At 73.2% G+C, this 21724-nt stretch carries 23 protein-coding genes; 13 read left to right on the forward strand and 10 right to left on the reverse strand.

Annotation, left to right across the window (positions count from 1 at the left end; genetic code table 11):
- Positions 1-3: 3 nt before the first annotated feature.
- Positions 4-1251, reverse strand: coding sequence for a winged helix-turn-helix domain-containing protein (locus tag Ae331Ps2_RS01475; RefSeq protein ID WP_075313014.1), 1248 nt, complete (start codon positions 1249-1251; stop codon positions 4-6).
- A gap of 63 nt (positions 1252-1314) precedes the next feature.
- A complete protein-coding gene (locus Ae331Ps2_RS01480; protein WP_075311242.1) occupies positions 1315-2199 on the reverse strand; it encodes a 3,4-dioxygenase subunit beta in 885 nt (294 codons plus the stop codon).
- Positions 2200-2353: 154 nt separating this feature from the next.
- Between Ae331Ps2_RS01480 and Ae331Ps2_RS01485 the strand changes: the two genes are divergently transcribed.
- A complete protein-coding gene (locus Ae331Ps2_RS01485; RefSeq protein ID WP_075311240.1) occupies positions 2354-2884 on the forward strand; it encodes a GNAT family N-acetyltransferase in 531 nt (176 codons plus the stop codon).
- A gap of 4 nt (positions 2885-2888) precedes the next feature.
- Here the strand turns inward: Ae331Ps2_RS01485 and dapB are convergent, their stop codons facing one another.
- A complete protein-coding gene (gene dapB / locus Ae331Ps2_RS01490; RefSeq protein ID WP_075311238.1) occupies positions 2889-3638 on the reverse strand; it encodes a 4-hydroxy-tetrahydrodipicolinate reductase in 750 nt (249 codons plus the stop codon).
- 135 nt (positions 3639-3773) lie between these two features.
- Positions 3774-3995: a hypothetical protein gene (locus Ae331Ps2_RS01495; protein WP_075311236.1), complete on the reverse strand. Its 222-nt coding sequence runs from the start codon at positions 3993-3995 to the stop codon at positions 3774-3776.
- Between the two features lie 208 nt (positions 3996-4203).
- Here Ae331Ps2_RS01495 and Ae331Ps2_RS01500 point away from each other — a divergent pair, with 208 nt between their 5' ends.
- A complete protein-coding gene (locus Ae331Ps2_RS01500) occupies positions 4204-5028 on the forward strand; it encodes a transposase family protein (RefSeq protein ID WP_075313133.1) in 825 nt (274 codons plus the stop codon).
- Here Ae331Ps2_RS01500 and Ae331Ps2_RS30900 read toward each other — a convergent pair whose 3' ends face one another.
- From Ae331Ps2_RS30900 to Ae331Ps2_RS01515, 4 genes are all read right to left on the reverse strand, one after another.
- On the reverse strand, positions 5029-5736 hold the full coding sequence (locus Ae331Ps2_RS30900) for a hypothetical protein (protein WP_139318967.1): 708 nt from the start codon (positions 5734-5736) through the stop codon (positions 5029-5031).
- Complete coding sequence (locus Ae331Ps2_RS34110) at positions 5723-6211, reverse strand: GNAT family N-acetyltransferase (RefSeq protein ID WP_369804878.1); 489 nt, start codon at positions 6209-6211, stop codon at positions 5723-5725. Before Ae331Ps2_RS34110 ends, Ae331Ps2_RS30900 begins: the two co-directional genes overlap by 14 nt.
- Positions 6212-6645: 434 nt before the next feature.
- Entirely contained in the window at positions 6646-8286 is a 1641-nt protein-coding gene (locus Ae331Ps2_RS01510) for a long-chain fatty acid--CoA ligase (protein ID WP_075311232.1), read from the reverse strand.
- Positions 8287-8464: 178 nt separating this feature from the next.
- On the reverse strand, positions 8465-9307 hold the full coding sequence (locus Ae331Ps2_RS01515; RefSeq protein ID WP_075305978.1) for an IS5 family transposase: 843 nt from the start codon (positions 9305-9307) through the stop codon (positions 8465-8467).
- Positions 9308-9621: 314 nt separating this feature from the next.
- Here Ae331Ps2_RS01515 and Ae331Ps2_RS32950 point away from each other — a divergent pair, with 314 nt between their 5' ends.
- The 8 genes from Ae331Ps2_RS32950 (at position 9622) to Ae331Ps2_RS01555 (ending at position 16164) form a co-directional block, all read left to right on the forward strand.
- On the forward strand, positions 9622-10305 hold the full coding sequence (locus tag Ae331Ps2_RS32950; RefSeq protein ID WP_075313012.1) for an ANTAR domain-containing protein: 684 nt from the start codon (positions 9622-9624) through the stop codon (positions 10303-10305).
- A gap of 88 nt (positions 10306-10393) precedes the next feature.
- Complete coding sequence (locus Ae331Ps2_RS01525; RefSeq protein WP_083696130.1) at positions 10394-11653, forward strand: S8 family serine peptidase; 1260 nt, start codon at positions 10394-10396, stop codon at positions 11651-11653.
- Positions 11650-11880 (forward strand): hypothetical protein, encoded by a 231-nt coding sequence (locus Ae331Ps2_RS01530; protein ID WP_020622444.1) that lies wholly within the window; start codon positions 11650-11652, stop codon positions 11878-11880. Before Ae331Ps2_RS01525 ends, Ae331Ps2_RS01530 begins: the two co-directional genes overlap by 4 nt.
- A gap of 227 nt (positions 11881-12107) precedes the next feature.
- Complete coding sequence (locus tag Ae331Ps2_RS01535; protein ID WP_020622443.1) at positions 12108-12317, forward strand: hypothetical protein; 210 nt, start codon at positions 12108-12110, stop codon at positions 12315-12317.
- Between the two features lie 37 nt (positions 12318-12354).
- Positions 12355-13560, forward strand: a complete 1206-nt coding sequence (locus Ae331Ps2_RS01540; RefSeq protein WP_075313008.1) for a CoA transferase — start codon at positions 12355-12357, stop codon at positions 13558-13560.
- A gap of 9 nt (positions 13561-13569) precedes the next feature.
- Positions 13570-14019, forward strand: a complete 450-nt coding sequence (locus Ae331Ps2_RS01545; RefSeq protein WP_075311230.1) for a VOC family protein — start codon at positions 13570-13572, stop codon at positions 14017-14019.
- A 115-nt stretch (positions 14020-14134) separates the two neighbouring features.
- On the forward strand, positions 14135-15466 hold the full coding sequence (locus Ae331Ps2_RS01550; RefSeq protein ID WP_075311228.1) for a DUF222 domain-containing protein: 1332 nt from the start codon (positions 14135-14137) through the stop codon (positions 15464-15466).
- Entirely contained in the window at positions 15463-16164 is a 702-nt protein-coding gene (locus Ae331Ps2_RS01555; RefSeq protein WP_075311226.1) for a DUF899 family protein, read from the forward strand. Before Ae331Ps2_RS01550 ends, Ae331Ps2_RS01555 begins: the two co-directional genes overlap by 4 nt.
- Here the strand turns inward: Ae331Ps2_RS01555 and Ae331Ps2_RS01560 are convergent.
- On the reverse strand, positions 16149-16763 hold the full coding sequence (locus Ae331Ps2_RS01560) for a TetR/AcrR family transcriptional regulator (protein WP_020622439.1): 615 nt from the start codon (positions 16761-16763) through the stop codon (positions 16149-16151). The genes Ae331Ps2_RS01555 and Ae331Ps2_RS01560 overlap by 16 nt on opposite strands.
- Before the next feature lie 77 nt (positions 16764-16840).
- On the opposite strand from Ae331Ps2_RS01560, the gene Ae331Ps2_RS01565 reads away from it, so the two are divergent.
- Entirely contained in the window at positions 16841-17968 is a 1128-nt protein-coding gene (locus tag Ae331Ps2_RS01565) for a nitronate monooxygenase family protein (protein WP_249265357.1), read from the forward strand.
- Positions 17965-19500, forward strand: a complete 1536-nt coding sequence (locus Ae331Ps2_RS01570) for an acetyl-CoA acetyltransferase (protein WP_075311224.1) — start codon at positions 17965-17967, stop codon at positions 19498-19500. Before Ae331Ps2_RS01565 ends, Ae331Ps2_RS01570 begins: the two co-directional genes overlap by 4 nt.
- A 12-nt stretch (positions 19501-19512) precedes the next feature.
- On the opposite strand, the gene Ae331Ps2_RS01575 is transcribed toward Ae331Ps2_RS01570, so the two are convergent.
- Positions 19513-20787, reverse strand: a complete 1275-nt coding sequence (locus Ae331Ps2_RS01575; protein ID WP_075313004.1) for an aspartate aminotransferase family protein — start codon at positions 20785-20787, stop codon at positions 19513-19515.
- A 183-nt stretch (positions 20788-20970) separates the two neighbouring features.
- On the opposite strand from Ae331Ps2_RS01575, the gene Ae331Ps2_RS01580 reads away from it, so the two are divergent.
- Complete coding sequence (locus Ae331Ps2_RS01580) at positions 20971-21720, forward strand: MerR family transcriptional regulator (RefSeq protein ID WP_075313002.1); 750 nt, start codon at positions 20971-20973, stop codon at positions 21718-21720.
- Positions 21721-21724: the final 4 nt, after the last annotated feature.

The raw sequence follows: 21724 nt of genomic DNA on the forward strand, positions 1-21724 counted from the left end.
CCGTCAGCGGGCGGCGACCTCGGCACGCAGCTGCGCGGCCAGGTCGCCCCGCTCCCCCACGGCGACGCCGTCGAGCCCGAGCCAGCCCGCCATCGTCGCGAGCTCACCGGCCAGCTCGGCGGCGATCCGCGGGCGCGGGGCGGTCGCCCCGGGCTCGGCGAACGCCCCGGGCACCCGCAGCACGCCGGCCGCCCGGTCGGCCTTGAGGTCGACCCGGCCGACGAGCTCGCCGTCGAGCAGGAACGGGAAGACGTAGTAGCCGTACTCCCGCTTCGGCTCCGGCACGTAGATCTCGATGCGGTAGCGGAATCCGAAGATCCGCTCGGTCCGGCCACGCTCCCAGACCAGCGGGTCGAACGGACACAGCAGCGCCCGCCCGATCACCGTGCGCGGCACCCGGGCGGCCGGGTCGCGGTAGGCGGGCCGGTCCCAGCCGCGCACGCCCACCGGCTCCAGGGCACCCGCGTCGACCAGCTCGGCGATCGCGGTGCGGGTGCGTTCCGGGCCGAGCCGGTAGTAGTCGCGCAGGTCGGTCTCGGTACCGACCCCCAGTGCGGAGGCGGACCGCGCGACGAGCTCACGCGCCGCGTCGGCCGGGTCGGGGGCGGGCAGCGCGAGGATCTCCGGCGGCAGCACCCGCGAGGGCAGGTCGTAGCGGCGCTCGAAGTGCACACGCGTGCCGACCGCCAGCTCGCCGACGGCGAACAGGTACTCGCAGACCCGCTTGACCTCCGACCGCTCCCACCAGGTTGCCCCCGGCGGGCGCGGGCGCACCTCACCGGCCCGCCCGTGCGGAGCGAGCGCCTTCTCGATCGCACCGGCGCCCAGCGGCCCGGACTCCGCCACCACGTCGAGGATGTCCCCCGCCAGGGACGGGTGCTTCTCCAGCAGCGGGCCGTAGTGCTTCCACCAGCGCCGCGGCAGCGCCTCGTGGGAGAGCAGCGGCATGTCCTGGACCGGGACCAGACTCGCCTCGTGCGCCCAGGTCTCCGCCAGCAGGCGCGGTCGCCGCGCGCTCGGTGACCAGGCCGCGTCGTCGAGGAGGGCGGTGGGGTAGGCACCGAGCCTGCTGAACAGCGGCATGTAGTGCGCGCGCACCGCGATGTTGACCGAGTCGAGCTGGAGCAGCTTCACCCGGTCGAGCACCCGGCCGAGGTGGCGGCGGGTGACCGGCCCGGACGGCCGTGGATCGGTGAAGCCCTGGGCCGCGAGGAAGGTCCGACGGGCGACGTCGGCGGAGATCGTGCGCACGGCCGGGATGCTGCCACGGGGCACCGACAGGATCCGGCACGGCGTCGGGTGACCTCCGGCCGGTCAGCTGCCGGGCGGGGGGCCACCGGCACCCGGCCGGCCACCGCCCGGGGCGGCTCCCGCGTCCGGCTGGGTGGTGACGTCGACGGCTGCGGTCAGCGCGACCGTGTAGCCCGAGGTCGGGTCGCCGGTGACCGTGGCGAGCTGCAGGGCCCCGCCGTCGTCGCCGAAGACGTTGTCGGAGGCGAGCGAGACCTTCGCCAGGTTGGTGACCGACTGCTCGTAGCCGGCGGTGGCGTAGACGGCGGCGCACACGTCCTGCGGGAGGGCCACCTGGGAGGTGGCGACCGCGTTGCCGGCGTCGGTGATGTCGGCCTGCGCGGGGTACACCTCGAAGTGGATGTGCGGCCAGCGGCCGTCATAGCAGGCCGGGACGATGCTGGTGAAGCGCACCGCCCCGTCGCTGCCGGCGACCTGGACCCCCCGCAGGTAGTTCTCGGCCTCCAGCCCCTCGGAGTACAGGGAGTACCGGCCTTCCCGGTCGCAGTGCCAGACGTAGACCGCGGCACCGGCCATGCCGGCGGCGGCCATGTCGGTGATCGTGAGCTCCAGGGTCATCGGCACTCCGGCCGCGGTCGCCGAGCCGGTGCCGAAGCTCGACCGGATGTCGCTGCGCACCACCCCGGACTCGGTGAGCACGTTCGCGCCGTTGGAGCCGTCGCCGGGGTACGGGCCCGCCGTCTCGTCCGGGATCTCGCCGGTCGAGGTCGCGGTCGTCGCCGACGGGGCCGCGGTGCCGCAGGCCGCGAGCCCGGCGGTGACGGCGCCGACGCCGAGCACGGCCAGCATGCGGCGCCTGCTGAGCAGGGTGCCGAGGTCGAACCCGAGACCCTGGTCGACGACCTCGTCGGCGGGGCGGGGCAGGGCACGGCCCTGGTAGCGCGGCATGGCGGGTCCTCCGGTGCGTCGTCGTGCGGGACTGTCGTGCGGAACGAGAACGACGGTAGGAACCGGACATGGGCCCCGGATCGCACCGCCCTGTGGACCCGCTGTGGACCCGGGCGGTGACGTGGCCCGCGGGGTCGCACGGTAGGCATGACCCATGGCCACCGCGACCGTCCGCCCCGCCACCGACGACGACGTGGGCGCGATCATGGCGATCCAGGACCGCACCTGGCGCACCGCCTACGCCGGGCTGCTGCCCGAGGAGGCGTTCGCGGGACTCACCTCGGACGCCGCGCGCTCGCACTGGAGCGACGCCGTGCACGCCGGCGACGGCTACCACCTGTTCGTCGCCGTCGAGGGGGACGAGACCGTCGGGTTCGCCGCCGCCGCCCGCTACGCCGGGGCCGACGGTCTGACGATCGCCGAGGTCAGCACGCTGCTGGTGGAGCCGCGCTGGGGCAGGCGCGGGCACGGCGGGCGGCTGCTCGCCGCCGTGGCGGCCGCGCTGCGGGCGTCCGGCTCGGACACCGGGCGCACCTGGGTGCCCGAGGCCGACACCGCCTCACGGAACTTCTACAGCCGCGCCGGCTGGGCGCCCGACGGCGCGGTGCGCACGCTGGACACCGGATCCTCGACGCTGCGCGAGGTCCGCCACGCCGGGACGCTGGACCTGCACCTGGTCGACTGAGGACTCATCCGAGCCCGAGCAGCGGCTCCAGCCCGATCGTCAGCCCCGGGCGCTCGCGTACGGCACTCACCGCGAGCAGCACGCCCGGCATGAAGCTGGTCCGGTTCATCGAGTCGTGGCGCAGGGTGAACACCTCACCGTCGGTGCCGAGGACGACCTCCTGGTGCGCGATCAGCCCGGGCATCCGGACCGCGTGCACGTGGATGCCCTCGACGACCGCGCCACGGGCGCCGTGCGGGTCGTCGGTGGTGGCGTCGGGAACCTCGCCGAGACCGGCCTCGCGCCGCGCCGCGCCGATCACCGACGCGGTCCGCGCGGCGGTGCCGGACGGGGCGTCGACCTTGCCGGCGTGGTGCAGCTCGATGACCTCGGCGGAGTCGAAGAAGCGGGCGGCCTGCGCCGCGAAGTGCATCATCAGCACCGCGCCGACCCCGAAGTTCGGGGCGACGAGCACGCTGCCCGAGCCGTGCTCGTCGAGGATCGCGCGGACCTCGTCGAACTTGGCGGCGTCGAAGCCGCTGGTCCCGACGACCGGGGCGACCCCGCGCGCCAGGCACTCGCGGATGTTGGCGATCGCGGCGCCGGGGTGGGTGAAGTCGACGGCGACGTCGGCGCCGTCGAGGGCGGACAGGTCGTCGCCCGCGTCCAGCGCGGCGACCAGCTCGGTGTCCTCGGCGGCCTCGACCGCCCGGCACACCTCGCTGCCCATCCGGCCCTTCGCGCCGAGGACCGCCACCTTGATCGTCTCGCTCACCCGCGCTCCTCACTCCGTCCGATCCCACCGACCGTCGGGAGTCTAGGCAGCGGAGCCGGGGTGCCACGGAGCCGGTCCCACACCGCCCCGGGGGCGCCCGATCCGTGCTCACGGGCACGGGCGGGCGCACGGCCGTCAGCAGGCCGGGAGCGGGTCGCGGCGGACGCGATCGATCACCTCGACCAGGTGTGGACGCCGCCATCGCCGACGGTCCCGCATGGCCTGGAGCAGCCGTTGCAGGTCCGCCGAGGCCCGCCACGCTCGCCCCACCAACGCAGCCCCGTGGGCCCCCGGTACCAACCGGCCGCCGTAGAGCTCGTGCAGGACGACGCCGAGGGCGAACACGTCGTCCTCCACGGCGGTCGGTTCCCGGCCGTGCGGACGAGGCGGCTCGTAGCCCGGCGAGGCATAGCCGGAGAGCCTCGGCGACGCAATGAGGTGTTCTCAGTAGCGGGGTGGCAGGTCGTGGCGACACGCCGAGGGTGGTGAGATGAGCGGGAACGGGGCAGGACCCCGGTAGATCGGTTCGGTCCAGCACAGATCGACACCGTCACCGAGGTCCTGCATGTCTGATCCTGTCACCTACACCGCTGTCCTCCCGATCGGGGAGCGCACCGTGGCCTATCTGGCGCGGCTCCTGGTCCTTCAACGCCGTCGACGTGGCACCCGGCGGCGGGCGTTGACCCCGTTCGCCCAGGCAGTGCTGGTGATCCGCTGGTTCTGTGATGCTACCCGGGTCCGATGTTTGGCCGGTGACAACGCGATCAGCACTGCAACGGCCTACCGTTACCTGCACGAAGGCATCGACGTCCTCGCCGCGGCCGCACCCGGCCTGCACGGAGCCCTGCTCGCCGCCCGCACAGCCGGGCACACCCACGTGAATCTCGACGGCACCCTGATCGCCACCGACCGGTGCCGCGCGCTCGGCCTCACCCCCGGGGTCGACCTGTGGTGGTCGGGCAAGCACCGCCGCCACGGCGGGAACATCCAGGTCCTCACCGCACCTGATGGATGGCCGCTATGGACCAGCGACGTGCGGCCGGGCCGCGAGCACGACACCCGCTGCGCCCGTACCCACCCCGGGCTGCTCGAGGGCCTGGCCGCGTTCACCGACGACACCCACGCCGCGCTGGGCGACCTCGGCTACGAAGGCGAAGCCGACCGGCTCACCGTGCCCATCAAACTCGCCCCCGGCCGCGGGCAGACGGTCAACCAGCGCACCGTCAACACCCTGCACTCAGCCCTTCGTGCTCTGGCCGAACGCGGAAACGCCCTGCTCAAGACCACCTTCGCCGCGTTGCGGCGAGTCACGCTATGTCCCTGGCGCACCGGCGCGATCACCGCAGCTGCGCTCGTACTACTCCACACCGAGTACGACCGCACGACATGATCAACCCGCTACTGAGAACACCTCATTTGCCGCGTCAAGGCGGCGACGAGCCCCGACACGTAGCGAGAAGTGCGCCAGCATACGGATCGCGTCGCCCGCACCGTCTGCAGCTATTCGTTGCGCGAAATCTCGCATGTGGCGGGCCGAGCTCAGCTCGCCATCAGCAGCGAAAATGTAATGATGAGGAATCTCGCAGACGAAAGCACGAACAGCTTCGCCTCGACTCACAGCAGGGTCTTCACGGCCGATTCTGGCCCATAGATGACGCACCTCTGAGCTATAAGGGAGCGAGTGACTACCCCAGCAGTCGAGAAGCGTGCTAACCGGGAGATGCGCGTAGGGGAATCCATCTGGGTCGTGGACTACGATCGTAGACTCATTGATATCCACTGCGACCACATAGTGGTCTGCACCAATCGGCCCTTCAGCACCGGGGTGATATCCGAGCATTCCCATGTCGAGCGGACCCACAATCACCAGGCCCGAGACCAGGAGTTCACGTAGGCGCAGCAGTCCGGATTCGCGCGACTCGAAACTTTCAGTCAGATAATCGAACCCGAGAATCCGAAGCGCCTGACTGATTCCCCTCAACGGGGTCCAGCCTGGAGGATTGAAAAGCGGTCGGTCGTCAACAAGCTCAAATCCAAACGCAGACCCCGATAAGACTTCAACCAGGTCGGGCGATAGCATTTCGTCAGTCGCAGCCATGCATATGGAGTTTGCATAGCAGTACGGACCAGAGCCTACGTACTTGTGCACTCGGCAAGCGTGGCATATTTCCAGAGGTAGCGGAACTAGCGATTAGCCTGCGACGAGCGGGGCCGGGAAAGATGTAGACCAGTGCGGGCTCGGTGAGGCCGTCGCCGGACCGGTGGGTGACCTCGGCGCTGCGCTCGGCTCCGGAGCGGTCGTAGAACCCGACGGCAGCGGCGTCCTTGGCCATGACGACCACGGTCCAGCCGATGAGCTGCGCGTGGTGTCGCAGGGCGAGGATCAGGAAGCCCGCGAGGCCCGCCCCGCGATGCCCCGGGTCCAGGAACAGTCGGGCCATGACGGCGATGTCGGTGACGTGGCCGCCGGTATTCTTGATCCAGGCGGGCGCCGCGTCGTCGTCCGGCTGCGCCTCGGCGACCGTGACCTGCCCGACCTGGACGTCATCGACGACGGCGTTCCAGCTCCAGATCTCCTACGGGTGCGCCAGCCACGCCAGAGGATCAGCGATCCCCTCCACCATGTACCCATCATGGGCGTAGACCCGCTCCAGCACTGCGGCGAGCACAGGAAGATCACTGTCCTGCCGTTCGCGGACGGCGCGCGCTGACTCGGTCATCGGTCCTCCACCGGCATTTCCTAGTCCAGAGCGGCGGAGTCGGCGCGCATCACGAAGCGGGTCATCTCGAACGGCTCCCGGTCGGCGTCGATAAGTGCATCGACGGCGAGCGGGCGACCCACAACGCGCGGATCGCGGCACTCCTGGACGGACCGTCTACATGAGTCACGGGGCCGACTCACTGTTCCGTCAGTGTTCCGTGGACGCCCACACACGGCACCGGTCGGCCCCGGACACCCACGGACGGGGCCGGGGCCGACGGATGGCGTTTCCGCTGGTACGCGCCGTCAGCCGGCGTCGGGTGCGGCCACCCGGTAGCCCTCGAACTTCTCCCGCAGTGTCTTCTTCGAGAACTTCCCGACGCTCGTCTTGGGCACCTCGTCGATGAACTCGACGGCGTCGGGGAGCCACCACTTGGCCACCCGGTCGGTGAGGAACGCGATGAGCTCGTCGGCGGTGAGGGTCTCGCCGTCCTTCACCACGACGCACGCCATCGGGCGCTCCACCCAGCGCTCGTGCGGGATCGCGATGACCGCGGCCTCGGCGACCTTCGGGTGCGCCATGATCTCGTTCTCCAGCTCCACCGAGCTGATCCACTCGCCACCGGACTTGACCAGGTCCTTGGTGCGGTCGACGAGCTTGACGTAGCCCAGGCCGTCGACGACGGCGACGTCACCGGTGCGCAGCCAGCCGTCGGCGGTGAACTGCGTGCCGCCGCCCTCGCCGCGGTAGTACTCCGAGGCGATCCACGGGCCCGCCACCTGCACCTCGCCGGTGCTGGTGCCGTCCCAGGGCTGCTCGGCGCCGGTCTCGGGGTCGGCGATCCGCAGGTCGACGAGCGGGACCGGCGGGCCCTGCAGCGCCCGCACGGTGGCCTTCTCGTCGTCGGAGAGGTCGTCGTGCTGGGAGCGCAGCACACCCAGGGTCGCCACCGGCGAGGTCTCGGTCATCCCCCAGCCCTGCAGGACCGGCAATCCGATTGCGGCACGGAAGCCCTCGGACAGGGACTTCGGCACCGCCGAGCCGCCGCAGAGCAGGACCCGCAGCGACGAGCAGTCGTAGTCGCCGAGCTTGGGCAGCAGGCCCATCCAGATCGTCGGGACGCCCGCCGCGACGGTGACCCGGTGATCCTGGATCAGTGACAGCAGCGCGTCCGGGGTCATCCCGGGGCCGGGCAGCACGAGCGAGGTACCGGCCAGCAGGCAGCCGTAGGGCAGGCCCCAGGCGTTGGCGTGGAACATCGGGACGACCGGCAGGACCACTTCGCGCTCGCGGAGCCCGACACCGTCGGCGAACAACGTCGCGAGCGAGTGCAGCAGCGTCGAGCGGTGCGAGTAGACGACGCCCTTGGGGTTGCCGGTGGTGCCCGAGGTGTAGCACATCGCGGCGGCGGTGTTCTCGTCGTCGACGACGAACCGGCCCGCGAAGGGCTCGGCCGCGGCCAGGAGCTCCTCGTAGAGCCGGATCCGCGGGTCGTCGGGGATCTCGGTCGGCGCGCCGTCGTCGATGACGACGACGTGGCGCACCGTGGTCATCCGGTCCACGTGCGGCCAGAACAGGCCGAGCAGGGAGCGCTCGACGAACACGACCTCGTCCTCGGCGTGGTCGGCCACGTAGACGAGCTGGTCGGGGAACAACCGCAGGTTGAGCGTGTGCAGGACCCGGCCGGTGCACGGCACCGCCAGGTACAGCTCCAGGTGCCGGTCGGTGTTCCAGCAGAACGTCCCGACCCGGCCGTCGGCGGAGACGCCGAGGGTGTCGAGCACGGTGGCCAGCCGGCGGGTCCGTACGGCCCACTCGGCGACCGTGGTGGTGCGGACCGTCCCCGCCGGGGTGGCGGTGACGATCTCCTTGTGCCCGAAGTACTGCTCGGCACGGTGGAACACGTGCGGCAGCGTCAGCGGACGGTCCTGCATCAGACCGAGCATCGTTGCTCCTGGAAAGCGGTCGGGTGGGGTCGGCGCGAGCCTACCGTAATCTCGTATATGGAATGGACTATCCGGTCACGGCATCCGGACGCAGCGGACGCGGCGTCCGGCGTAATCGGACACCCGCTGTCAGCACACGTGACGCACTGTCTTAGAGGTCGCGCGGATTGATGGATGATCATGGGCGGCGGTGTGGTCGGCTGTCCCAGCGGTGCGTGGTCCAGGCCTGCCGGATCAGGCTACGGAGTGTGATGATGGTGTCGGCGAGGTCGAAGAACGCGTCGACGACGGTTTCGCGGCGTTCGTAGCAGCGCTGCAGCCGGTTGAAGCTGTTGTGCCAGGCGTTGGTGCGCTCGATGTGCCAGCGTTGGGTGGCCTGGATCGGTGCTTTCTCGCCCTTGCGCGCGATCTCGCTGTGCAGGCCCCGTTCGGTGAGTGTGTCGCGGGTCTTACCGGAGTCATAGCCGGCGTCGAGGTGCACGGTGATGTCGTCGGGCAGCGGGCCGAGAGCGTCGAGGTGGTCGAGAGTGGGGCCCAGTAGCGGGGAGTCGTGGCGGTGTGCCCCGGCCAGGACCCGGCCCAGTGGGATGCCATGGCCCTCGACGAGCACCGATCGCTTCATGCCCTGTTTACGCCGGTCAACCGGTGACGGTCCGGCGACCTCACCGCCGCCGGGGGCCTTGGTGATGGCGCCGTCGACGGCAACGTCGTCAAGCAACAGGCCGACGATGCGGTCGTAGGCGTCCAGGGCGATCCGGCGTAGCTGGGCGAAGACCCCGAGCCGGATCCACTCGTCACGGCGATCGCGGATGGTGGTCGCCGAGCAGGTGCTGTCGGAGACGCCCTGATACGGGCAGCCGAACCGCAGCACCTGCAGGAGCTTGTCGAACACGACCCGATCCGCGATCCGGCGGCGGTGACAGCCCCACGGATGAGTGGGATCGAACTCGCCCCGGGGCGGCAGCAGCGCGGCGAACTGGTCCCACAACGGCTCGGTCAACCATGATGGCAGGGCGGGCACGCGGCCTCCAGACGATCACGAAGAGTCAACAACTTCATGATCGACAGGCCCGTGCCCGCCCCTCACCATCGACACCCGGCCGCGACCCAGCTGTGATCAATCCGCGCGACCTCTTAACGTTCTCGCCGACGTCCACGAACCGTCAGGTTCCGGGCGCACGCACGCAGGGTCAAGCAACCGGCCCGGCATCCCGGGTCTCCCCCGGGAACCGTTCCCGCGCAGACACCATCTGCCGGTCGCGCCGGGCCTGGCCTCCGGTGCCGCTCGCTGCGGCATCCGCCGAACCGTCGCGTTCCGGCGCGGCGGAGGTCGAGATGTTTTCCGGGTCCTCGGACGCGCTGATCCTGCGCGCCTGCTGCGACGATCCCGCGTTCCGTGCCACACGCTCCCCCTACGCGATCCTCGACCGCGAGCTCACGATCGTGGGGGCGAACGGCGCCTTCTGCGCCGCGACCCTGCGCACGCCCGACGAGCTGGCCGGCCAGCCGCTCGCGGAGGCGCTGCCGGACGACCCGCGGCGGCCCGGCGCCGACGGCGTCGCGATGCTGACGGCGTCGTTGTCGCGGGTGCTGCGCCTCGGGCAGCGCGACCACCTGCCGGTCCGGCGCCACGACGTACCCGCGGCGACCGGCACGCCCGGTTTCGTCGAACGGCTGTGGGTCACGGTGAACTCCCCGCTGGCGGCCCCGGACGGACGAGTGGTCGGGGTGCTGCACCACGTCGAGGACGTGACCGGCCTGCTCGGCCCCGGCCCCGACGGCCGCGACCTCGCCGCCGCGGCGCTCGCCCGCGCGCTGGACACCGAGAACACGCACCTGCGGGCCCGTTTCGCCCGGCACGTCAGCATCGAGCAGGCCAAGGGGGCGCTCATGGCCCGGCGCGGCTGCTCCGCCGACGAGGCGTTCACGCTGCTGCGCCGGCTCTCGCACGAGACGAACCGGAAGCTGCACGTGGTCGCCGAGGCGCTGCTGGCGGACACCGTCGAGCCGAGATCCTGACCGGACGCGCCGGGGCGGCCGCAGACCGTGCCGGAGCGCGGTCGCTGCGGCACGATGGGTGACCGAGACGTCGATCGACGGAGGCGACATGGTGGATCCGCACGCGGCCGTTCCGGGCCGGGCCGCAGGCACGCTGACCGGCCGGTACCTGCTGGTGCTCAGCGACGACCTGCTGACCGACCACGACACCACCCGCTCGGCGGTGGCGGAGCTGACCGGGCTGTCCGAGGTGACCAGCAGCCGCGACGCCGCCCCGGTGGCCCACCCGACCCTGTTCGCCCGGCTCGGCGTCGCCGTCGCCGAGCTGGACCCGGCGCGGCTGCGCACGGTGCGGGCCGACAGCCGGGTGCTGTCCGTGGAGCCCGAACGCGTGCTGCGCGCCCTGTCCGGGCCCAGCGCCGACTACCTGCGCGGGTTCGCCGACGCGGCGGGCTTCCTGGCCGAGCGCGCCGCCGCGACGGAGGCCGCGGACGCACCCGGCGCGACCCGGTTCGCCGACAACGACCAGGTCACGTGGGGTCTGCAGGCCACCGGCGCGGACGTCGCCGTCGAGACCGGCGCCGGGATCACCGTCGCCGTCCTCGACACCGGCCTCGACCTCGGCCACCCCGACTTCGCCGGCCGGCAGATCGAGTCGCGCTCGTTCGTCGACGGCCAGGAGGTCGCCGACGTGCAGGGACACGGCACGCACTGCACCGGCACCTCCTGCGGGCCGCTCGCGCCGGGTTCGGGACGCCGATACGGCATCGCCCACGAGGCGAGGATCCTGGTCGGGAAGGTGCTCGGCGACGACGGCTCCGGCACCGACGCCGGCATCCTCGAGGGCATCGAGTGGGCGATCTCCTCCGGCGCGCACATCGTGTCGATGTCGCTGGGCGCGGACCTGAACGAGGTCTCCCCCGCCTACGAGAACGCCGGGCGTCGCGCCCTCGACGCGGGCACCCTGATCGTCGCCGCGGCCGGCAACAACGCCGAGCGCTCGACCGGCAACGTCGGTTTCGTCGGCGTCCCGGCGAACAGCCCGTCGATCATGGCGGTCGGCGCGGTGGACGCCGCGCTGGCCATCGCCGACTTCTCCGCGGCCAGCTCCGCGATCGAGGGCGGGCAGATCGACATCGCCGGGCCCGGCGTGGACGTCTACTCGTCGTGGCCGATGCCCCAGCGCACCAACACGATCTCGGGCACCTCGATGGCCACCCCGCACGTCTCCGGGATCGCGGCACTCTGGTCGCAGCGCACCGGCGCCCGCGGGCGGGACCTGTGGACGCAGCTCACCCAGGCCGCCCAGCGGCTGCCGCTGCCCTCGGGCGACGTCGGCGCGGGCCTCGTCCGGGCCCCGGGCCTATGACCACGACCGGGAGGCTGCTGGTGTCGGTGGCCGACGGGCACGTCGCCGACGACGTCGCGCGGGCCTGTGCGGCCGTCGGATTGCAGGTGGAGAAGGTGCTCACGGGGGTCGGCGTGGTCGTCGGCACCTGCGCCGACCCGGACGCCCTGCGCGCGGTCACCGGGGTCGCCGCGGTGGAGCCGGACCGCGAGGTCCACCTGGACCGCGATCAGCAGGGGCCGGCGTAATCGGTCGACGCGCGAGGAGGATGTCCGATATGGTGGTGCACGTCGACCGCGCCCGGTAACACTCCGGCCGCGGCGGCCGACGAACCGCCCGGACCGTCCCCGGGAGGCGCCGACCCGGCGCCCCGGCCACGGCCGGTGCCACGACCCCGTACCGGCACCGCGCGATCCCGCGCGGTGCGGCACTCCGCCGCGTACCGGACACCACCTCAACCGAATCGACCATTCCTGTGCAGGCCTCCGTCCACCCACCCGTCACCGACCCCACCGTCCGGGGCGCCGTCGACCGGCTCACCGCCGAGTTCGCCGGCCGATTCCCCCAGGACCTCGTCGACCACGTCGTACGCGGCTCGCACCGCGACCTCGACGTCGTCTCCGCCGCCGCGCTCCCCGAGATGGTCGAGCGCCTGGCCCGTCAGCGGCTGATCGACCACCTCTGAGCCGTCCGGCCGCGCACGCCCGGGCAGGATGGTCGACATGTCGCGCCCGCTCTCCGGTCTGCACGTCGTCGAGTGCGCGAGTTTCGTCGCCGGTCCCACCGGTGGCATGACGCTCGCGCAGCTCGGTGCCTCGGTCGTCCGCGTCGACCCGCTCGGCGGCGGCCCCGACCACGGTCGCTGGCCCGCCGCCGGGAACGGCACCGGCGACTCCTACTACTGGGCCTCGCTGAACAAGGGCAAGCGCTCGATCAGCATCGACATGCGCTCCGACGAGGGCCGCGAGCTCGTCCTGGCTCTGGCGACGGCGCCGGGCCGGGACCGCGGCGTCCTCGTCGACAACGTCGTGGGCCGCCGCTGGATGGCCAACGACGCGCTCGTCGCACGTCGCCCGGACCTGGTGCACGTGCGTGTGCAGGGCTACCCGGACGGCCGTCCCGCCGTCGACTACACCGTCAACGCCGAGGTCGGGATCCCGCAGATCACCGGCAGCGAGGAGGGCGCGGCCCCGGTCAACCACGTGCTGCCGGCGTGGGACCTGGTCACCGGCATGTCGGTCGCGACGGCCGTGCTCGCCGGGGTGTACCAGCGTTCCCGCACCGGCGCCGGGGTGTACTCCGAGATCGCGCTGTCCGACGTGGCGCTGGCCGGGGTCGCGAACCTGGGCTGGCTCTCCGAGGCCGCCGAGCGCGGGCACGAGCGGCCGCGGCACGGCAACCACGTCTACGGCAGCTTCGGCGTCGACTTCGCCTGTTCCGACGGGAACCGGGTGATGGTCGTCGCGCTGACCCCGGCGCAGTGGAACGCGCTGGTGTCGGTCACCGGGACCGGCGACGTGTTCGCCGCCCTGGAGCCCGCGCTCGACGCCGACCTGTCCTCGGAGACCGAACGCTACCGGCTGCGCGAGACGATCGCGGCGGTGCTGCGGCCGTGGTTCGCCGCGCGCGACTCGGCGACCGTCGAGTCCGAGCTCAACACCGCGCGGGTGCTGTGGGGCCGCTACCAGGGCATGACGCACGTGGTCGCCGAGCACCGCGCGGGTGGGCACCCGCTGCTCGCAGACCTGGCGCTGCCCGGCGGCGCCACCGGGATCACCGCGCGCTCGCCGATCCGGTGGGACGCCGACCACGGCGACGCCGGTGCCGCCCCCGAGCTGGGCCGGGAGACCGACGAGGTGCTCGCCGACGTCCTCGGTCTCGACGAGCGCACCATCGGCGGGCTGCACGACCGCGGCGTCGTCGGGTAGAGAATCCCCGTGACCGACGCACATCTGACCGAGGCGCGGTGGACCCACGTCGCGCTGCCGACCGGCGACCTCGACGCCGCCATCGACTTCTACACGACGATGACACCCCTCACGGTCGTCGAGCGCTTCTCCGACGACGCCGGGCGGAGCGCCTGGCTGTCCAACGCCGGTCAGGTCGAGACGCCGATGGTGCTGGTCCTGGTGTCGTTCGACGCCGACGAGGGCGGCGAGCTGGGGCTGCTGCGACCCTTCGCCCACCTGGGGATCGAGGTGCCGACCCGCGACGACGTCGACGCCGCAGCCGACCGCGCCCGGGACGCGGGGTGCCTGCACTGGGAACCCCGGCAGATGCCGGGACCCGTGGGGTACATCTGCGAGCTGACCGATCCGGACGGCAACGTCGTGGAGTTCTCCCACGGGCAGAAGGTCTTCACCTCGGTGCGGGAGAAATGGGGCTGAGGCCGCTCCCCCGTGCCCGCCCCGGTCGCGGCTCGCGACTGTCCTGAGACATCACAGTCGCGGCTCGCGACCACGGACTAGCGGATCGAACACATGTTCGAGTATCGTCGATGTCGTGACCGCCGTCCAGGAACCACCCACCCACTGCCCCGGTACGGGCGCGGGCGGGTTCCTGCGGGTCGACCTGCTGCTGGCCCAGATCGCCGTCCAGGACGCCGCGCACGAGGACCTGTCCGGGTGCACCGAGACCCAGCTGGTCGACCAGGTCCGCCAGATCGAGTCCCTCCAGGCCTCGCTCGCCGCGCTGCAGGCCACCCGGGTCCGGGCCTTCGCCCGTGCCCACGTCGAGAACCGCCTCGCCGACGCCGGTACCGCCGGGGACGGGGCCGACCCCGGGAAGCTCCACCGCAGTGTGGTCGCCCAGGTCCAGCTGGCCTGCCGGATCCCGACCGGCGAGGCACGGGCCCGGGTCGCGAACGCCCGTGACCTGCACGACGGGCTGCACCACGTCCGGGAGCTGCACGTGGTCGGCGAGCTCAGCGCCGCGAAGGTGGCCGCGGTCACCGTCGAGTGCCGCGGCCTGACCGGCGCCCAGCGGGCCGCGGTGGACGCCCGCCTCGCCGCGCACCGGGACCTCGCGCGGCTCGGGATCGGCCGGCTCCGCGCGCTGACCCGGCGGCTGGTCGCCGAGCTCGTCCCCGACCGGTTCCGCGCCCGCGTCCACGCCGCCAGAGCCGAACGACGGGTCACCCTCCGGCCGGCGCCGGACGCCATGAGCTACCTGACCGCCTACGTCCCCGTCGAGCAGGGTGCGGCCTGCCTCGCCGCCCTGCAGAAGGCCTTCACCGAACTCTCGGTGAGCCCCGAGCCGCTGACCCGCACCCGCGGACAGGTCGCTGCCGACACCCTGGTCGAACGCGTCACCGGGCAGAGGTCCGCGACCGCGGTCGACCTGGAGGTCCAGGTGACCGTGCCGATGCAGGCGCTCCTCGATCCCGGGTCGCCGCTCCCGGCGGAGATCCCCGGGCTGGGGCCCGTCCCGGTCGAGCTGCTCGCCGCCTCCGACGGTGCCACGTCGGTGCGCCGGTTGCTGACCGACCAGGGCGTCGTGATCGGCGGCGACTCCCGCAAGCGCACCTTCACCGGACTGCTCGCCACCCTGGTCAGGGCCCGGGCCGGCCACCGCTGCACCGAACCGTACTGCGACGCCCCCGTCCGCCACCTCGACCACATCGAACGCGCCGCCGACGGCGGACCCACCACGTTGGAGAACGGGCGCGGGGTGTGCGAGTTCCACAACCACGTGCGCGAACAACCCGGCTGGCACGTCGCCCGCGCCCCGGACGGGACCGTGGCCACCACGACACCCACCGGGCACACCTACTACGGACCGGGCCCGCCGGCGAGCGATGAGTTCCGGAAGCGACACCGGTCACCTCTCACATGACCGAGCCGACCGCCGCCCCGCCCACCGCCCTGCCCCCTGTCGTCGACACCGCCACCTGGGAGCGCGAGCTCGCCGCACTGCGCGTCCGGGAGAAGGCCGCCACCCGCGAGCTCGACGCCATCGCCGCGGCACGTCGCCGGCTGCCGATGGTCGAGATGCCCGACTACGTCCTGCACGGTGAGGACGGCCCCGTCCGCCTCGCCGAGATCTTCGACGGCCACCCGCAGCTGATCGTCTACCACCACATGTGGCACGACGGCGCCGAGTGGCAGTGCGGCGGGTGCACCGGGTTCACCTCGCAGTTCACCCGGCTCGCCGGACTGGAGAAGTTCGACGCCCGCTTCGTGATCGTCACCCAGGGCCCGATCGACGAGGCGCTCGCTTACCGGCGTCGCGTCGGCAACACCATGACCTGGTACTCGACGGCCGACAGCAGCTTCGGCACCGACGTCGGCGCGCCACCCGGCGGCGGCTTCGCGGTCAACGTGTTCCTGCGCGACGGCGACCGCGTCTTCCGCACCTGGCACACCGACGGCCGCGGCACCGAGCAGCTCTCCCACCTGTTCGCCCTGGTCGACGTGCTGCCCTACGGCCGCCAGGAGGTCTGGCAGGACTCGCCGGAGGGCTGGCCGCAGGGGCCCACGTACCGCCGGTGGGCAGGGCCGCAGGAGATCGCCGCCGCCTACGGCGAGGGCTGAGCCCGCGCCCGTACCCCGGCCAGGACGGTGTCGACGACCGCTGCCGCGTAGCCGCGGCCGCCGTCGCGGGCGGCGAGGTGCGCGGGGGTGGTCGCGACGTGGTTGCGCACAGCCCCCGCGACCAGGTCCGCGACCAGCGCCACCGAGGTCCCGGCGGGGAGCTCGCCGCGGTCGATGCCGCGGCGCACCATCGTCCGGGCGCCGCGGACGTGCTCGGGGTAGGCGTCGTCGGCGAGCGCGGCCGCGATCTCCGGGACCCGGTGGGAGTCGACGAGCAGGCGCTCGACCAAGCGACCGTCGTCACTGGTGGCGAACGCCGTCCACTGCTCGGCGAAGGTCACCAGGTCCTCGCGCAGGGAGCCGGTGTCGATGTCGGCGACGAACCGGGCCCGGTCGCGCACCGCGGCCACCAGCAGCGCGGCCCGGGTCGGCCAGCGCAGGTACAGCGACCCCTTCCCGATCGACGACCGGCGGGCCACCTCCTCCAGCGACAGCCCTGACCAGCCGCGTTCGCCGTAGACCTCGCGGGCGGCGGCGAGCGCGCGACGGTCGACGTCCGGGTCGCGCGGACGTCCGCTGCGGCGCGGCGACGGGGGCACGGCGGCGATCCTGCCAGACGGCGTTGTGACCACCGACCCACTTCTGGACGCTGGCCGTCCGTAATAGGCTCGGCGGTGTGATCAGGACAGCGCTGACCGATCTGCTGGGCGTCGAACACCCGATTGTCGGGTTCAACCGGTCCCCGGCGGTGGTGACCGAGGTGAGCCGGGCCGGCGGGTTCGGGGTGCTCGCGGCCGTGTCGTACACCGCCGACGAGCTCGACGCGCAGCTGCACTGGATCGAGGAGCAGCTCGACGGGCGGCCCTACGGCGTCGACCTGCTCGTCCCGGAGAAGACCGCCGACCCCGGCGCCGACCGGGAGGACCTGGTCGCCGCACTGCGCGCTCAGCTCCCGGCCGAACACCTCGCGTTCGTCGACGACCTGCTGGACTGCTACGACATCCCGCGGCTGCCAGCCGACCCCGGGCGGGACGCGATCGCGGCAGGGATGAGCCGGCGCGGCGCCGAGGCCCAGCTCGACGCCGTGTTCGCGCACCGGCCCGCGCTCGTCGCGAACGCGCTCGGCACCGCGCCACCGCACCTCGTGGAGCGCGCGCACGACGCCGGGATGGCCGTCGCCGCCCTGGTCGGGACCCGGCGGCACGCCGAACGGCAGCTGGCGGCCGGGGTCGACGTGCTCGTCGCGCAGGGCACCGAGGCCGGTGGGCACACCGGCACGATCGCGACGACCGTGCTCACCCCGGAGATCGTCGGCATCGCCGGGGACCGTCCGGTGCTGGCCGCCGGCGGCATCGCCTCGGGTGACCAGATGGCCGCCGCGCTCGCGCTCGGCGCGGCCGGGGTCTGGTGCGGCTCGGTGTGGCTGTCCAGTGTGGAGGACGTGGCGCCGGAGTCGGTGAAGCGCAAGTTCCTCGCCGCGGGCAGCGGCGACACCGTCCGCTCCCCCGCCCGTACCGGCAAGCCCGCCCGGCAGCTGCGCAGCGCCTACCACGACGCCTGGGAGGCACCCGGCGCGCCGGCGCCGCTGCCGATGCCTCTGCAGCCGCTGCTGACCCTGCAGGCCTGGTCGAGCATCGACGCCGCCGCCGACGCCGGGAACGCGGGCGCGCAGGAGCTGCAGTCGTTCTTCGTCGGGCAGGTCGTCGGCGCGTTCACCGAGCTGCGCGGCGCGGGCGAGATCACCCGGGAGATGGCGCGCGGGTGCGAGCAGCGCATCGCCGCGCTCGCGGGGCTGGTCCGATGAGCCTCGACCCGCGCACACCCGTCGTCGTCGGGGTCGGGGAGGCCTCCGAGCGGATCGGCGAGCCCGGCTACGCCGCCCTGTCGCCGGTCGGGCTCGGGGCCGCCGCGGCCGCCGCGGCGCTCGCCGACACCGGCGCGGACCCGTCGGCGGTCGCGGCGGCGCTGACCGTCGTCGCCGGGGTGCGACAGTTCGAGATGTCGCTCCCGGGCGCCGTCGCGCCGCTGGGCCGGGCGGACAACTACCCGCGCGCGGTCGCCCGCCGGGTCGGCGCCGACCCGCAGCGGGCGGTGCTCGACGTCGTCGGCGGGCAGTCCCCGCAACGGCTGGTCACCGAGTTCGCCGGCGCGATCGCCCGCGGCGAAGCCGGCGCGGTGCTGCTGGTCGGGGCCGAGGCGATGTCGACGGTGCGGCACATGATGTCGCGCCCCACCGACGAGCGGCCCGACCACGGCGAGCACGTCGGCGGCACGCTGGAGGACCGCGGGTACGGCTCCGAGCTGCGCAGCCCGGTCGCCGAGGAGCACGGCGTGCGCACCCCGGCCGGGTACTACGCGCTGTGCGAGAACGCCCGCCGGGCCCGGCTCGGGCTCGACCGGGACGCCTACGCCCGCGGGATGGGCGCGCTGTTCGCGCCGTTCACCCGGGTCGCCGCCGGGCACCCGCACGCCGCCGCGCCGCGCGTCCGCACCGCCGAGGAACTCGTCACCGTCGACGACCGGAACCGGATGATCACCGACCCGTATCCGCGGTTCCTGGTCTCGCGCGACCAGGTCAACCAGGGTGCCGCGGTCGTCCTCACCTCGGTCGGCACCGCCCGGGACCTGGGAATCGCCCCGGAACGGTGGGTGTTCCTGCACGGCCACGCCGACCTCACCGAGAAGGCCGTGCTCGACCGCCCCGCCCTGGGCGCCTACCCGGCCGCCGAGGCCGCCGTACGGCACGCCCTGGAGCTGGCCGGGACCGGTGTGGACGACCTGTCCGCGATCGACCTGTACTCCTGCTTCCCGATCGCGGTGTCCAGCGTCGCCGACCCGCTCGGTCTGGCCGCCGACGACCCGCGCGGGCTCACCGTCACCGGTGGGCTGCCGTTCTTCGGCGGACCGGGGAACGACTACGCGATGCACGCGATCGCCGAGGTCGTGCGACGCCTGCGGGCCGACCCGGGCACCTACGGCCTGGTCGGGGCGAACGGCGGGTTCCTGTCGAAGTACTCCGCCGGGGTCTACTCCACCCGCCCCACCCCCTGGCGCGACGACGACAGCGCCGCGATCCAGGCCCGGCTCGACGCCGTCGCCACCGTCCCGACGACGACCGCGGCCGACGGGGCGGCGACCGTCGAGACCTGGACGGTGCGCCACCGCCGCGACGGCAGCCGGGACGCGGTCGTCGTCGGCCGGCTCGACGACGGTGGCGCGCGGTTCGTCGGGCGCGGCGACGACGACGAGCTGCTGGAGCTGCTCGACGGCGACCCGGCCGGGGCGGCGGTCCGGGCCCGGCCCGACGGTGACCGCACGCTCGTCACGGCCGGCTGACGGGTACCCGGGTCACCCGCGTCGACCCACCTCGCCCAGGGCCGCGCCCAGGATCTCCACGCCGCGGCGGATCTCGTCCTCGGTCGCGGTCAGCGGCGGCGCGATCCGGAACGTCCCGCCCATGCCGGGCAGCTGCACGATGTTCATGTGCAGCCCCAGCTCGGCGCACCGCGTGGTGACGGCCGCTCCGAGCGCGTCGGTGTCGGAGCCCGCCAGCTCCAGCCCGACCAGCAGGCCGCGGCCGCGGACGTCGCCGATCGTCCCGGACGTGCGGGCCAGGTCCCGCAGACCGTCCTGGAGCAGCGAGCCCAGCTCGCGGGCGCGCAGGTCGAGCCGGTCGCGGGTGAGCACGTCGAGCACGGTGAGCCCGACCGCCGCCGGGAGCGGGTCGTTGACGTGGGTGGTGAAGAACAGGAAGCCGCGCTCGTGCGCGACCTGCTCGATCGCGGCCGTGGTGAGGACGGCGGCCAGCGGCAGTCCCGCCCCGAGCGTCTTGGACAGGGTGAGGATGTCGGGGACCACGCCGTCGCGCTGGTGGGCGTACCAGTCGCCGGTGCGGCACAGACCGGTCTGGGCCTCGTCGAGGATCAGCAGCATCCCGCGCTCGTGGCACTTGTCGCGCAGCGCCGCCAGGTAGCCCGGCGGCAGGTCGACGACCCCGCCCGAGGACAGCACCGGCTCGACGATGCAGGCGGCGAGGCTGCCGACGGACTGGGCGTCGATCAGGGCGAACCCGAGGTCGAGCTGGCGGCGCCAGTCGAGCTCCCCGGCGTCGTCGACGAGGTCGGGGCGGTAGCGGTCGGGCACCGGCAGCGCGAAGTTGCCGGGGGCGGCGGGCCCGTAGCCGACGCGGCCGGCGACGTAGGTCGCGTTCGCCGCGGCCTGGGTCATCCCGTGCCAGGACCGGGCGAAGGACACGATCTCGTGGCGGCCGGTGACGAGCTTGGCCATCCGGATCGCGGCCTCGTTGGACTCCGCGCCGGTCGTGAGCAGCATCGCCCGGTCCAGGCCGCCGCCGACCGAGGCGCACAGCCGTTCGCACAGCTCGATCACCGGCCGCGACAGCATCCCGCTGTAGAGGTGGTCGAGCCGCCCGACCTGCTCGCGGACGGTCGCGACGATCTCCGGGTGCGCGTGCCCGAGGATCGCGCTCATCTGACCGGAGGTGAAGTCGAGCAGCTCGCGGCCGTCCTCGAAGGTGACGGTGCTGCCGTGGGCCCCGGCGACGACGCCGGGGGTGAACCCGCCGCGGCCGGAGTAGCGGATGAGGTGCTCGGTCACAGCCAGGTCCTCTCGCGGGTACGGACGGACCGGGCGACGGTGTCGTCGACCGGGGTCGGAGCGGGCCCGACACGCCGACCTCCCCCCCGGCGCAGTCTGACATCCAGGCCGGACCCGGGTCTGCCCGCCGACGGGACGACGGATGCGGCAAGGTGGAGGGCGGAGCAGGAACCGGACGAGGGGGACGTCGTGACCTGGAGCACCCGTGAGGTCGCCGAGCTGGCGGGGACCAGCCTGCGGGCGGTGCGGCACTACCACGAGATCGGCCTGCTGGCCGAGCCCGATCGGCGCGCGAACGGCTACAAGCAGTACGGGGTGGCGCACCTGGTGCGGCTGCTGCGGATCAAGCGGCTCGTCGACCTCGGGTTCTCGCTGGCCCAGATCTCGGAGATGAACGACGCCGACGCCCACCCGGAGGAGGCCGCCCGCGCACTGGACGCCGAGCTGGCCGCCACCATCGAGCGGCTGCAGCAGGCCCGCGCCGAGCTCGCGCTGATCCTGGACCGCGCCGCACCGACCGACCTGCCCGCCGAGTTCGCCGCGGCCGCGGACCAGCCGATGTCCGACGCCGACCGGTCGCTCACCCTCGTCCTGCCGCGAGTGCTGGGCTCGGAGCGGTTGCAGGCCGTCGCGGACATGCTGGCCGAGGCCCGCCCCGACCCGGCGCAGGAGCGGTTCGACACGCTCCCCGCCGACGCCGACGAGGCCACCCGCCAGGAGCTCGCCGACCGGATGGTGCCGTACATGCGAGCGCTGTACGAGACCCATCCCGGTCTGGTCGCGCCGAACACCGACGCGCCGATCGGCGAGCAGCGGGCCGAGCAGACCCTCGGCCGTGCGATGCGCGAGCTGTACAACACCGCCCAGCTCGACGTGCTCGTCCGCGCCGGGAAGGCGCTCGCCGCGGAGCGCGACGGTGAGCCGGCCCCACCGACCTGAGCGC

The organism is Pseudonocardia sp. Ae331_Ps2 (assembly GCF_001932405.1).
Taxonomy (GTDB): Bacteria; Actinomycetota; Actinomycetes; order Mycobacteriales; family Pseudonocardiaceae; genus Pseudonocardia.